Origin of the sequence: Pseudoclavibacter sp. RFBB5, assembly GCF_002931555.1 — a bacterium.
Taxonomy (GTDB): Bacteria; Actinomycetota; Actinomycetes; order Actinomycetales; family Microbacteriaceae; genus Pseudoclavibacter.
In genome coordinates this window covers 278,551-290,883 of record NZ_PSTZ01000001.1, presented here as the reverse complement: position 1 = coordinate 290,883, position 12,333 = coordinate 278,551, and the positions used below count along the sequence as shown (strand labels likewise).

Sequence of the window (12,333 nt, the reverse complement as noted above, 5' to 3'; positions counted from 1 at the left end):
GCCGGACGACCACGGCTCCCGAGCCGTGCATCCGCACCGTTCGGGAGCCGTGCCGGTGCCGCACGCGAGGCGCGGCACCGGTGGTCCGGTTCACATGATCCTACCGAGCGGCAACGGCACGGCAGGATGAGGAAGCCTTCAGACGCCGATGACTCCGGCGGCGACGAGCGAGTCCTGCAGGCGGCGCATCGCGATGAGCGGGCGGGTCTCGTCGAGCTCGACGTCGTCGTAGGAGACGATCTCGCCCGCCTTGATGTCGCGCTTCAGGATGCCGCCGGAGATGAGGCCGATCGGGATGGAGTTGTTGGCGCGCGCCTCGTCGGCGTCGACGGCCCAGCCGTGCACGTGGTGTCCGCCCATGCCCTCGAGCTTCGTGCCGGCCGTGAGGTCGAACTTCGCCTTCGAGGCGACCTCGGTGCGCCAGGTGATGGTCTGGAAGTCGGCGCGGCGCTCGAGCACGGCCTCGCTGATCGAGAGGATCGCCTCGACGGACGCGAGGTGGTACGGGCGGTAGAGCGCGTAGTAGGGGCCCTTGCCGAGCTTCAGGTAGTCGAGCTCGTGCGTGACGACGTCGTCTTCCGACTTCACGACGACGAAGACGCCTGGTGCGACGTCGCCCTCGACGGTGTACTCGACGGCCGGGGTGGAGGTGAGCACGCCGCCGTCCTCGACGGGGATGAGGGTCGTCGCGAGGGTCGCGATGTCGGCGGCGGGGCCGTGCATGCCCGGCTTGTTGACGGGGAAGCCGGTGGCGTTCGACAGCGACGCCATCTCGATCTGCGTCTTGGTGCCGTCGGTGAACTCGCACAGGATGCGCGGGTTCATGTTCTTCGCCTTGGCCTCTTCCATGACGTCTTCCGGCACGTCGGTGGGGCGGTTGGGGTTGTTCTTGCCCTTGCCGGCGGCGACGACGGTGAGGCCGAGGTCGGTCGCGTGCTCGACGAGCTTGAGCGCTTCGACGGGCTCGTCGCCACGGCAGATCGTGTAGACCTGTTCGCCGGCGTTGGCGATGCTCGCGAGGAACAGGCCGACGGTCACGTCGGCCTCGACGGTCATGAGCGCGACGTCCTTCTTGCCGAGGAGCGACGCGTAGGCGACCTGCGCGGCGATCTCGGTGACGCCGGAGACCTCGAGGACGACGTCGACGGGGAGCTTCGGGATGAGCAGGCCGTCGTTGATGACGACGGGGCGGCGGGCCTCGATGTGCTCGGCGACGACGGCGAGGTCGTTCTCGACCTGCACGTCGGTGCGGCCGGCGCGAGTGTACGCATCCACACCGCGCTGGACGGCGATGTCGGCGACGACGGCGACTTCCATGCCCTTGGCGCGTTCGATCTGGGCGATGAGGCCTGAGCCCATCTGACCTGCCCCGACCACGCCGACGCGGATGGGTCGGCCAAGCTCGGCTTCGCGCTGGATGAGGCGCTGCGTGTAGTTCATGTGCGTTCCTTTGGTGCTTGGGTCGTGGGCCTGGTGGCTGATACGGGGCTAGTTGCTGACGCGGGAGAGGCCGGCGAATTGCTTCGGCGCGGCGCCCTTGATGGCGGTCGGCTGACCGCGCTTGGCCTTGCCCTTCACGGGCGGCAGCTGGACCTGCGCGCGCACCTGGTGGGGCAGCATGCTGATGGCCTGGCGCACGGCCGTTCCGAGGTGCTTGTGGCGGGCCGCCGCACGGTCGAAGACCGTCTTCAGCGGTCCCTCGAGGTCGGGGGCCGGCTTCAGGCGGCCGAAGACGCTGAAGCCGACGAGCGCGCGGGCCTCGACGACCTCGAGGGTCGTGGGGTCGACGAGCAGCACGGCGATCGCGCCGCGGAAGGCGCCCTTGCCGCGGCCGCTCACGAGGTTCAGGTTCTTGCCGGCGTTGGCCTTCGCGATCTCGTTGACCTGGCCCATGTAGGCGCGCATCTGCACGCCGGACATGACCATGCTCAGGACCAGCGCGAGCACGAGGACGGCGGGGAATCTCCAGTCCATGATCTAGGCCTCGTTCCGGCGCACGCTGACGAATGCGCCCTCGGTGGGTGTGGAGAGGGAGCCGGTCGCCTGGATGGCGCCGGGGAGGAGCGCGGTGTCGTCCGCGTTCAGGTAGAGCACGACGTGGCCGAGCTCCTGCAGGTTCGGGTTGGCGAGGTCGCCGACCGCGGTGACCGTGACCGCCTCGTCGCCGATCACGAACTCGTCACCCGCCTGCACGGGCACGAACTCACCCGTGTGCCCCTTGTGCACGAGGCTGACCTCGGCGAGGGCGTCCGGCACGGGTTCGCCGAAGAGGATGTAGACGCCGCCCTCGAACATGTCGTTCGCGTCGGGTCCGATACGGGCGATTTCTGACTGCCAGATGGTCGTGGACACGTTGTGGTCCCTTTCTTGGTTCAGGGGTGCAGCGGATGCGCGGGCGGGCCGGGTCTCGGCCCGCCCGGCACCACCTAGACGAGGAGGAAGGAGGCGAAGTAGGCGAGCACGACCGCGAGGGGCGACGTGATCTGCCTGGAGAAGAGCACGGCGGGGACACCGACCGCGACCGTCTCGGGCTCTGCCTCACCGAGGGAGAGGCCGACGGGTATGAAGTCACAGCCGACCTGGCCGTTGACCGCGAAGAGCGTCGGCAGCGCGTACTGCACCGGCAGCGCGCCGGCCGCGATCTGCGTACCCATGAGGACACCGACGACCTGGGCGATCGCGGCACCTGGGCCGAGGATCGGCGACAGGAACGGGAGGCCCGTGATGACGCCGAGCAGGATCAGGCCGATCGGGTTCGACGCGAGCGGGGACACCGCGTTGGCGATGAAGTCCGAGGCACCCGTGTACGTGACGACTCCGATGAGGAGCGAGACGTACGCCATGAACGGCAGGATCGTGTTGAGCGTCAGCTTGATCGCCTGGCGGCCCGAGGAGAGCAGCGTGTTGATGAAGTAGCCGATGGCGTTGCCGAACTTCACGACGAAGCCCGTGAATCCGCTTCCCTGAGCGGCGACCCTGGCGCGTGCATCCGCCTTGGCCTTCGCTGCGATCTCCTCCGGGCTCTGCGCCGGAGCCGCTGCCGCGGCGGGTGCGCCAGCCGCTGCGGTTGCCTCGGCATCGAGCGCGACCACGTCGCGGGGCGCGACGTCGGAGACGAAGATGTCCTCGGTGATGAACTGGGCGAGCGGGCCGCCCGGTTCGCCGGGGTACACATCCACGGTCGGGATGCGCTTCTTCGGGTAGACGCCGATGCGCGCCGTGCCGCCGCAGTTGATGACCGCGCAGAGCACGTTCGCGTCCGGCACGTTGTTCTTGAAGCCGTCGACCGCCTCGGCGCCAGTCAGTTCCGCGATCTTCTGCGCGACGGGGTGGATGCCGCCGCCGGTGACCGAGAGGACGATGTTCTTCTCGGCGTTCGGAACGAGGGTCAGACCGTCGCCCCAGCCGCCGCGACCGCGGTTGACCTTGACGCCCTTGTAGTCGGCCGTGCCCGCGCCACCCTTGTCGGCAGCGCCTGCGTTCGTGTTGTCAGCGTCTGTGCTCACAGGACACCACCTTCGGTCTTGGAGCCCTGGAGGTGGCCCTCGGCGTACATCTCGTCGAAGCGAGCGAACGTCGCCTCGTGGCCACCGCGCTTGATGAGCACCTTCGTGATCCACTGCGTGGTTATGCCGCGGATGAAGATGACGACGATGCCGACCATGAAGTAGAGGGCGGCGAGGGTCGCGTACTTGTCGGGCGCGATCGAGAGGACTCCGGCGGAGATGCCGGTCCAGACGAACAGCTCACCTGCGTTGGCGTGCGGCAGGAACGCCGTGACGGGGTGCACGAACGACACCGCGGAGTCGTAGAACGCCGGCTTGTAGCGTTCGGGGAGGAAGCGACCGAACGTATAGGCCATGGGGTTGGTCAGCATGATCACGGCGATGATCGGCATGACCGTGTAGCGCGTGATCGCGTACTTGCCTGCCCAGCGGACAGCGCGCGTGACGCGCTCTTCGCCGATCCACGTGGTGACGGCGTACATTGCCGTGAGCAGCACGAGGAGCAGGGGGAGGATGCCGGTGATGAGACCCATGAGGCTCTCGGCGGAGGCATTGAAGAGGCCGATGAAGTTCTCGGCGATCCAGGTGATTACTTCCATGCCGGCTTCCCTCCCGACGTGTTCGCCGAGCTGTGCTCGGCGGTGCTGGCCGCGAGGGCGGCGAGCGGCGACTTAGACCGCATGTTCTGACTCCTTTGTCGGGGTGTGCACGAAGTTGCAAATAGATCTGATCGTTTGTGCACCTGCCGAAAGTGTAGGCACGAGCGCCCCCGTGCGCAAGAGGAGATTTGCCGCCGTTCGAAACGGCTTCGATTCCCCTGACGGGCCCTGACAGAACCTGTCTCCCATCAGCCCCGCGACGTAGCGTTTCCAGCATGAGCACCACGAACCTGACCCTCAACAACGGCGTCGAACTGCCCACCATCGGCTTCGGCGTGTACCAGTCAGCGCCAGAGGAGACGGCGGCCGCAGTCGCCGAAGCCCTACGCGTCGGCTACCGACACATCGACACGGCCGCCGCCTACGGGAACGAGCGCGAAGTCGGTCAGGCGATCGCCGCGTCCGGGCTCCCCCGCGACGAGATCTTCATCGAGACCAAGATCTGGATCAGCGACTACGGCTTCGACGAGACGCTGCACGCCTTCGAGAAGTCGGCCCGCAAGCTGGGTGTCGAGCAGATCGACCTCCTGATCCTCCACCAGCCGCTCCCAACCGCCTGGGAGAAGACGGTCGGCGCCTACCAGGCCCTCGAACGCCTCCTGGCCGACGGCAAGGTGCGCGCCATCGGCGTGAGCAACTTCATGCCCGACCACCTCGCGGCGCTGCTTGCGGCGACCGACGTCGTGCCAGCCCTCAACCAGATCGAGCTGCACCCCTACTTCCAGCAGCGGGACGTCCAGGACGCGGATGCGCGCCACGGCATCCTCGACCAGGCCTGGTCGCCCATCGGCGGCATCACGTTCTACCGCGACGGGGACGGCGGAAGCACCCTCGAGGACACGACCATCGGCGCCATCGCCGACGCTCACGGCAAGAGCCCGGCGCAGGTCATGCTGCGCTGGCACGTGCAGGAGGGCCGCTCGGTGATCCCCAAGTCGGTCAAGCCGCACCGCATCGCCGAGAACTTCGACATCTTCGACTTCGAGCTCACCGCCGACGAGGTCGCCCAGATCGACGCCCTCGACAAGGCAGTGCGCCGCGGGCCGGAACCGGAGTCGCTGACTCTCGAGGCGTACGGGATGCCCATCCCCGAGGCCTGACCGGCTGCGGCACGCGCCTGAACCCGGGGCGCGGCGCTGGCTCCTCCGCGGGGGTCCAGCTTCCGGGACGAGACCTTAAGAACATGCCCGAAACGTGCGCCTGCACCGGTCTAGTCCCGGAAGTTGGCCAGCAACCCCGCTGTTGAGGCGGAAGCCATCGACTACGGCATCGTGCGCGCGACCTTCGAGGCGTTTGACGGGCGACGCGTCCGTGTCGCGCTCATGACCTCGAGCGGGGTGACCGTCCACGACAGCAGCTACAACCGGGCCTCGCAGTCGCACGACTGGAAGCGTCGCGCTGAGCGCCTCGTGCGCGCGAGCGGCAGCGACGACACGATCGTGCGTCCGGGGTGTTCGACGAGAGCGCCACCGCGCATCCCGAGCTGCTGTTCCTGCAGGGCGATACGCGGCGCGCTGGCTCGCCCGAGAACGACTCAGTCGCCCGCTCGCAGATCACGCGGATGCTCGTCGAGAGCGTGACGGCCGCGGCGGCGAACCGGAAGACGCTCGAACTGATCGCAGAGCGTGGCCCCCGTCAGCCCGACCTCGACCCCGTCTTCGCAGCCTTGCAGGCAGACGCCGAAGGCGCGCTCGACGCAGCCCTCGACCCCGACACGCTCCCCCTCGACCGGGAGCCTGCCGCCTTCCCGGCGGAAATCGCCGAGGTCGCACGCCGCGGGCAGTCAGCATCCGCGAACTGACGCTCAGGGCGTGCCGCGCAGACGAGAGCCCCACGAGGCTGATCCGCGGCACCCTCGCTCCTGACTCCCACGGGGCTTACAGGTGCGGACAGGCGCAACACTTTTCGCAGTGCGGGCCGCAGTTCGATGCGGCCCGCACTGATTCGTTGTCGCTGCTGAGTTCACGCATTGCCGAGTTCCCGCACTGCTGAGTTCACGCACTGCCGAGTTCACGCACTGCTGAGTTCCCATACTGCCGAGTTCACGCACTGTTGCGTTTACGCACTGTTGCGTTCCCATACTGCTGACGGTCAAGGTGACGTGAGCGAAGGCATGCGCAGCTACCTGGCCGCACGCAGACCCACGTCACCCTGGCTGTCGGCTCACGAAGGCTCCGACGTCTGAGCCTTCGGTTGGAGATGCCTCCGACCTCGGCAGCCCCAACCACAGCCTCTCGTTTTCCGGTCGTGACAGTGAAGGTGACGTGAGCGGGAGATCCCACCATCCCGTACTCTCGATGCCCCTGACGTCACCCTGGCTGTCAACTCACGAGGAACCCCTCACTCTCCCGGGTGACAGGTACTCGTGGGACCTCCCCCTGGCAGCGCCGCCAGGCGTAGCTTGGAGCTATGAACGACGTGGGCGAGCAGGTGAAGGAGTTCCTCAGCTCCCGCCGGGCGAAGATCACCCCCGAACAGGCCGGCCTGCCCGCGTACGGCGGGAATCGCCGTGTCGCGGGGCTGCGCCGCGAGGAGGTCGCGATGCTCGCGGGCGTCTCGGTCGACTACTACGTGCGGCTCGAGCGCGGCAACCTCTCCGGCGCATCCGAGAGCGTGCTCGACGCGATCGCCTCGACCCTGCAGCTCGACGAGGCTGAGCGCGAGCACCTCTTCAACCTCGCCAGGGCAAGCGCACCGTCGCGCCGAGCGTCGAAGAAGCAGAGCGGCGGCGAGCTGCGTCCGGCTGTGCGCCAGATGCTCGACGCGTTCTCCGAGGCTCCCGCGTGGGTGCGCAACGACCGGCACGACGTGCTCGCAGCCAACCGTCTCGGTCGGGCGCTGTACTCCCCCGTCTTCGACGACCCGCGCCGCCCGGTGAACACGACGAGGTACATCTACCTGAACCCGGCCGCCCGCGACTTCTGGCCGGACTTCGACCGCATCGCCGCCGACGCCGCATCGATGCTGCGTATGGAGGCGGGCCGGAACCCGCACGACCCCAAGCTGCACCAGCTCATCGGCGAGCTGTCGACGCAGAGCGAGCTCTTCCGCGAGATGTGGGCGGCGAAAGACGTGAAGTTCCATCGCAGCGGCGTCAAGCGCCTGAACCACCCGGTCGTCGGTCTGCTCGAGCTGAACTTCGAGTCACTGCCCCTGCCGAGCGAGCCCGGCCTGACGATGAACGTCTACACGGCCGCGGAGGGCAGCCCAAGCGCCGACGGGTTACGGATGCTCGCGTCCTGGGCGGCCACGGAGCTCCCCGCCGGCGTCTCGCTGACCCACCAGCAGTAGTAGCGGGAGCACGGAGCGGCGCGCCTCCTGCCCGGTGCCCCCCTCAGGCAAGAAGAGTGAGCCAGAAGCATCCGGAGTCGCTGCTTCCGGATGCTTCTGGCTCACTCTTGCTCGGCGAAGTCCGGCGAACGCAGCATTGGTGCCAGCGTTATCCCCACCCTCGTCGCTGCTCCTGAGCCGCTAGGGCTACGGGTACTCCTCCGGCGTCAGCAGCTCGCCCCAGACCGTCTCGGGCCCGTCGGAGTCAGCCCCGGGTGCCTCCCAGAGGGCGAGGTGGCACATGAAGTTGTCGGCGGATGCGCCGTGCCAGTGCCACTCGCCGGCTGGCGTGTACACAGTGTCGCCGGGCCGCAGCTCGATGAGCTCTTCGCCCCGCGACTGCACGTACCCGTAGCCCTCGGTGACGTGCAGCGTCTGGCCAACCGCGTGGCGGTGCCAGGCCGTGTGCGCACCAGGTGTGAAGCGCACCAGGTTGAGGCGGGTGCGCGACGGCTCGGTGCCCGCGTAGTAGGCGTTGAAGTAGACGTCGCCGGTGAACCACTCGGCTGGCCCCTTGTTGGTCGGGCTCTTCGGCTGGAGTTCTGTGCTCACGAGGAGGTTCCTTTCTCGGGTTGTGGTGCGTACGGCCGCGGGGCGACTACATCTGGACGAGCACTTTGAGGGCTTCCCGCGCATCCATGGCTGCGTAGCCGGCCGGCACCTCGTCGATGCCGATCGTGCGGTCGAAGACGCGACCCGGGTTGATGTCACCGTTCAGGACCTGCTGGATGGCAGGTTCCATGTACGCGCGCACGGGAGCTGGCCCACCCGTGAGGGTGACGTTCTTGCCGAAGAGCGAGCCGAAGCCGATGGGCGCTTCCTCGTACTGGGGCACGCCGACGCGCGAGATGACGCCGCCGGGACGGACGATGCCGTACGCCTGCTCGTAGGCGGGCATGTGGCCGACTGCCTCGAGCACGACGTGGCTGCCTTCGCCGCTCGTGAGGTCCATGACCTGCGCGATGCCGTCGTCGCCGCGCGCGGCGACGACGTCGGTCGCGCCGAACTCGACGCCGAGGTCGGTGCGCGAGGTGTGCCGCCCCATGAGGATAATGCGCTCGGCGCCGAGCTGCTTGGCCGCGAGCACCGCGGAGAGGCCGACGGCGCCGTCCCCGATCACGGTGACGGTCTTGCCCGCCTCGACGCGACCCATGTGGGCCGCGTGGTAGCCGGTGAGGTAGACGTCGGAGAGCGTGAGGAGGCTCGCGCCGAGCTCCGCGCTCTCACCTCGACCGAGGGCGGCCGCGTCGACGCCGGGCACGACGACGAGGCTTCCGTCGGCCTGCGGGATGCGCGCGAGCTCGGCCTGCAGACCGCCGATCTCGGGGCTGCCGTAGAAGCCGCCGTGGACGCACGACGTCTGCACACCCTCGCGGCAGAACACGCACGTGTTGTCCTGGAACGCGAACGGGGCGATGACGAAGTCGCCGACTTTGAGGGTCGTGACGGCGGCGCCGATCTCCTCGACGGTGCCGATGAGCTCGTGGCCCATCGGGGAGCCCTGCTCGCTGGCCTGCATCGAGTGATACGGATGCAGGTCCGAGCCGCAGATGCACGCCTGCGTCACCCGGACGATCGCGTCGGTCGGCTGCTTGATGGTCGGGTCGGCGACGGTCTCGACTCGGACGTCGCCTGCTGCGTACATGAACGTGGCCTTCATGGGTGCCTCTCGTTGCGCTTCCGGGAACTGCGGCGGGCCACGCCGCCCTCTCGAGAGCGCCGGCCGCCGCCGCTCCACCATTGGATCGATTCCAGCCTGCGCCCGGAAGGGGCGGTCGTGCCAGGTACTGGCATGCCCTGCCTGGGACGGTGGGCCGACGACGCGTGTCCAACATCAGTGCAGATTCGGGCTCCAGGCGACGTTTTTGCGACTCAGGGGCTGATATTGCACTGATGTTGGACAGGAAGAGCGGGGCAGGGCGCTGCGCGTCGGCGCGGGCGGCGGCGGCGGCGGCGGCGGCGGCGGCGGCGGCGGCGGCGGCGGCGGCCAGCTTCCGTGTTGATGCGAGCTCCCCGGGCGCGAAGGGCGCATCCGGGGCCGTCCCATCCCGGAAGATGGCCAGCGGGGGCGGGCGGACGCGGCGACTCGGGCCAGAACAGCGCCCTGCCACCACGCCTACGCCTCTGCGGTGAGGCCCTCGTGGATGCGGCGGAGGTCTTCGATGAGCGAGCCGATCAGCACCCAGCTGCCACCCTTCGGCGCTGAGACGACCAGCGGCGCGGTGAGGGCCGGCGGCTCCAGGATGAACGACTGCGGCTCCCCCGGTTCGCTCGGGATGAGGATGCGCGTGTCGTGCGCGGCCCGTCGCAGCTGCTCGGCGATGGCGATGGCCTGCGGTTCGTCGGCGAGCGTCGGCTCCCAGTGTTCGGCGACGGCGCGGGTCATGCCGGTGAGCTGGGTGACGATGGGGCGGAAGCGGTCGAGCAGCTCTTCGCATTCGACGAGCTCTTCGTGGTGCCTCGACTTCCGCGGGTTGAAGGTGAGCGACTCGAGCCCGTCGGCGATGGAGTTCTCGGCGACACCCGCCATGGGCCTCAGGAGGCGTGCCTTGAGGAGCAGCTCGGTGAGGCTCGCGGGGGTCTGCGGCTGCTCGATGGCGTCGGCGAGGCGCTCGAGCGACGCGGCGATCTCGTTGCCGAGCATCGCGGTGTCACGCTGGGCCGGGCCGACGAGCACTGGCGGCAGGATCACGGCGTTGATGAGCAGCCCGAAGGCGGCGCCGATGAGGGTCTCGAGGATGCGGTCGAGCGCGTACTCGGGGGTGGATGCGCCGAGCGCCAGGACGAGCATGGCGCTGATGGCGACCTGGTTGCTGGTTGTGGAGGTCATGCGCAGCAGCCAGGCGACGATCATCGCGACGACGATCGCGAGGAGGATCACCCACGACTGCGGGCCGAGGACCAGCGAGATGGCGCTCGCGACGGCGACGCCGATGACCACTCCGGCGCTTCGCTCGAGGGCCTTCGCGAACGACTGGTTGACGCTCGGCTGCACGACGAGCAGCGCGGCGACGGCCGCGAAGACCGGCAGGGGGCCAGGGATGAGCCAGCCGGCCAGCAACCACGCGCCGACCGCAGCGACGGCGGTCTTCGCGACCTGCAGGGCGGGCACGCGCTTGCTCGCCTGAATCCGATCGAGGCCGGTGAGACGGGTGAGGGAGCGCACGTGCTCAGCGTAGGACGCCGGGCGGGGCCAACGCCCAGGCGTCGCCCAGCGGCACGGCCAGCCAGCTCGGCGCGGTCAGCTCGTCGTCGCCGTGAAGATCGCGAATGCCACGACGATGGCCAGGATGATGACGACGGCGAACGTCGCACCGGCGATCAGCAGCGCGAAGGCGACGGGATGCGCCTGCCACCAGGGCACGAGTCGCGGGTCCCTGGCGCGCAGCTGCGGAGGGGTGATCGGCTCGGGGACGGAGATCCACGGCACTCCGCGGCTCGCGAGGTCGTGCATCATCGCGGTGAGCTGCTGCTGAGTCCACATCTGTCCGACGAGGATCAGCAGCCTTCGGTCGCGGCCCGTGACGATGAGGTGGTGCGTGGGGGCGCCCATCAAGCCGCCGAGCGTCATCTGGTCGACCGTGACGACGCTGGTCGCCTCGGCCGCCGCGAACCGGCGCGTGCGGAACATCCACCTGTGCTCGATCCAGCCGTCGCCGAACCGGATGTAGGTCTCGCGCATCGATGTGCGGGCGAGCCAGATCGAGAGCGGCACGGACCCGCCGATGAGCACGACAACGAGCATGCCGTAGCCGAAGCCGAGCCAGAAATCCTGGAGCGAGAAGATGACGACGAGCACCAGGAGGATGGGCGCGAGCATGGCCAGGCTGATCCAGGACTGCCTCATGTTCAGAGCGATGGCCCGACGCTGGGTTTCCGGGGAGAGGCGTAGCTCGTGCATCAGAAGAGCCTAGGGCGTGTGCCCGTATTGTGGGCGGATGCCGAGACGCTCGCCGACTGCACCGCACGGGGTGGATGCGACGAACTCCGCCGTTGCCGGACCGCACGGCCAGGTCCCGGTGCGGACCTACGCCCCCGCCGACGGCAGTGCTGCGCGCTCGCCGATTCGCCCCGTCATCTGGCTGCACGGGGGCGGCTTCTACTCTGGCGGCCTCGACCAGCCGGAGACGCACGAGGTCGCGGTTGCCCTGGCACGGGCGGGGTTCGAGGTGACGACCGTCGACTACCGGCTCGTGACCCTCGGCGGGAGAGAGCGGGCGGGGCGCAGGGGCGCACCGGTTCCGAGGAGCTCCCGCCGCCAGCGTCGGCCGGAGATCCGCTTCCCGATCCCGCTCGACGATGTGATGGCGGTCATCGACGGGGTCAGCGCACGGAGCGACGATGGGGTTGTGCTCGGCGGTGCGAGCGCCGGGGCATGCCTCGCGGCGGCGGCGGCCTACCGCTACGAGCGTGCTGGGGCGTCGCCCCTACGCGGGCTCTTTTTCACGTACGGCACGTTCCACGCTGAGCTGCCCGAGCGCTCGCCCGAGCTGATGAGTCGTCTGCGTGGCAGCCGCCGTTACGTCCACACACCGTGGCTGATCGGTGCGATGAACCTCAACTACGCGGGCAGCGAGGAGGTCCTGCCGCGTCCCGACGCGTTCCCCGGAGGCCACGACCTGAGCGGCTTCCCGCCCTGCCTGGTGGTGGATGCGGACCGCGACGCGATGCGCGCATCCGGCTCCCTCTTCGCCCGCGAGCTCGCCGAGGCGGGTGTCGACACCGAGTACCGCGTGCTGACCGGCAGTACGCACGCGTTCTTGAACCGACCGCGCGACCCCGCGTTCACGCGCGGCATCGACTTGATTTCCGAGTGGATGCGCGGGCTGGGCTGAGCT

General features: G+C 68.9%; 13 protein-coding genes and 1 pseudogene. 5 read left to right on the top strand and 9 right to left on the bottom strand.

From position 1 onward, the window contains the following. Positions 1–138: 138 nt before the first annotated feature. The 5 genes from C5B97_RS01430 to C5B97_RS01410 form a co-directional block, all read right to left on the bottom strand. A complete protein-coding gene (locus tag C5B97_RS01430; protein ID WP_104310358.1) occupies positions 139–1,440 on the bottom strand; it encodes an NAD(P)H-dependent oxidoreductase in 1,302 nt (433 codons plus the stop codon). A 48-nt stretch (positions 1,441–1,488) separates the two neighbouring features. After that, positions 1,489–1,974: a transcriptional regulator GutM gene (locus C5B97_RS01425; RefSeq protein ID WP_104310357.1), complete on the bottom strand. Its 486-nt coding sequence runs from the start codon at positions 1,972–1,974 to the stop codon at positions 1,489–1,491. Positions 1,975–1,977: 3 nt separating this feature from the next. Continuing rightward, a complete protein-coding gene (locus C5B97_RS01420) occupies positions 1,978–2,352 on the bottom strand; it encodes a PTS glucitol/sorbitol transporter subunit IIA (protein WP_104310356.1) in 375 nt (124 codons plus the stop codon). 74 nt (positions 2,353–2,426) lie between these two features. Beyond that, positions 2,427–3,506, bottom strand: a complete 1,080-nt coding sequence (locus C5B97_RS01415; RefSeq protein WP_104310355.1) for a PTS glucitol/sorbitol transporter subunit IIB — start codon at positions 3,504–3,506, stop codon at positions 2,427–2,429. Continuing rightward, positions 3,503–4,105, bottom strand: coding sequence for a PTS glucitol/sorbitol transporter subunit IIC (locus C5B97_RS01410; protein ID WP_104251554.1), 603 nt, complete (start codon positions 4,103–4,105; stop codon positions 3,503–3,505). Before C5B97_RS01410 ends, C5B97_RS01415 begins: the two co-directional genes overlap by 4 nt. 275 nt (positions 4,106–4,380) lie before the next feature. Between C5B97_RS01410 and C5B97_RS01405 the strand changes: the two genes are divergently transcribed. From C5B97_RS01405 to C5B97_RS01390, 4 genes and pseudogenes are all read left to right on the top strand, one after another. Further along, a complete protein-coding gene (locus tag C5B97_RS01405; RefSeq protein WP_104310354.1) occupies positions 4,381–5,265 on the top strand; it encodes an aldo/keto reductase in 885 nt (294 codons plus the stop codon). A 171-nt stretch (positions 5,266–5,436) separates the two neighbouring features. Continuing rightward, a pseudogene (locus C5B97_RS18345) lies at positions 5,437–5,574 on the top strand (hypothetical protein); the annotation flags it as partial. Between the two features lie 41 nt (positions 5,575–5,615). Continuing rightward, positions 5,616–5,966: a hypothetical protein gene (locus tag C5B97_RS01395; RefSeq protein ID WP_258067826.1), complete on the top strand. Its 351-nt coding sequence runs from the start codon at positions 5,616–5,618 to the stop codon at positions 5,964–5,966. A gap of 608 nt (positions 5,967–6,574) precedes the next feature. Continuing rightward, positions 6,575–7,456 carry a helix-turn-helix transcriptional regulator gene (locus C5B97_RS01390; RefSeq protein ID WP_104310351.1) on the top strand — a complete coding sequence of 294 codons (882 nt, stop codon included), beginning with the start codon at positions 6,575–6,577 and terminating at the stop codon, positions 7,454–7,456. Between the two features lie 186 nt (positions 7,457–7,642). Here the strand turns inward: C5B97_RS01390 and C5B97_RS01385 are convergent, their stop codons facing one another. From C5B97_RS01385 to C5B97_RS01370, 4 genes are all read right to left on the bottom strand, one after another. Continuing rightward, positions 7,643–8,047 (bottom strand): cupin domain-containing protein, encoded by a 405-nt coding sequence (locus C5B97_RS01385; RefSeq protein ID WP_258067825.1) that lies wholly within the window; start codon positions 8,045–8,047, stop codon positions 7,643–7,645. 46 nt (positions 8,048–8,093) lie between these two features. Beyond that, positions 8,094–9,155, bottom strand: coding sequence for an alcohol dehydrogenase catalytic domain-containing protein (locus C5B97_RS01380; protein WP_181026848.1), 1,062 nt, complete (start codon positions 9,153–9,155; stop codon positions 8,094–8,096). A 456-nt stretch (positions 9,156–9,611) separates the two neighbouring features. Continuing rightward, entirely contained in the window at positions 9,612–10,661 is a 1,050-nt protein-coding gene (locus C5B97_RS01375; protein WP_181026847.1) for an aromatic acid exporter family protein, read from the bottom strand. Positions 10,662–10,736: 75 nt separating this feature from the next. Further along, positions 10,737–11,396: a hypothetical protein gene (locus C5B97_RS01370; RefSeq protein ID WP_146080689.1), complete on the bottom strand. Its 660-nt coding sequence runs from the start codon at positions 11,394–11,396 to the stop codon at positions 10,737–10,739. A 37-nt stretch (positions 11,397–11,433) separates the two neighbouring features. Here C5B97_RS01370 and C5B97_RS01365 point away from each other — a divergent pair, with 37 nt between their 5' ends. Then, the gene (locus C5B97_RS01365; RefSeq protein WP_104310348.1) at positions 11,434–12,330 is read left to right on the top strand and encodes an alpha/beta hydrolase; all 897 of its coding nucleotides are present in this window, start codon (positions 11,434–11,436) and stop codon (positions 12,328–12,330) included. Positions 12,331–12,333: the final 3 nt, after the last annotated feature.

Bases quoted from the DNA above. Each gene is read 5' to 3' on its own strand.
- C5B97_RS01430 (WP_104310358.1), bottom strand. From the start codon at position 1,440: ATGAACTACACGCAGCGCCTCATCCAGCGCGAAGCCGAGCTTGGCCGA.
- C5B97_RS01425 (WP_104310357.1), bottom strand. From the start codon at position 1,974: ATGGACTGGAGATTCCCCGCCGTCCTCGTGCTCGCGCTGGTCCTGAGC.
- C5B97_RS01410 (WP_104251554.1), bottom strand. From the start codon at position 4,105: ATGGAAGTAATCACCTGGATCGCCGAGAACTTCATCGGCCTCTTCAAT.
- C5B97_RS01405 (WP_104310354.1), top strand. From the start codon at position 4,381: ATGAGCACCACGAACCTGACCCTCAACAACGGCGTCGAACTGCCCACC.
- C5B97_RS01390 (WP_104310351.1), top strand. From the start codon at position 6,575: ATGAACGACGTGGGCGAGCAGGTGAAGGAGTTCCTCAGCTCCCGCCGG.
- C5B97_RS01380 (WP_181026848.1), bottom strand. From the start codon at position 9,155: ATGAAGGCCACGTTCATGTACGCAGCAGGCGACGTCCGAGTCGAGACC.
- C5B97_RS01370 (WP_146080689.1), bottom strand. From the start codon at position 11,396: ATGCACGAGCTACGCCTCTCCCCGGAAACCCAGCGTCGGGCCATCGCT.
- C5B97_RS01365 (WP_104310348.1), top strand. From the start codon at position 11,434: ATGCCGAGACGCTCGCCGACTGCACCGCACGGGGTGGATGCGACGAAC.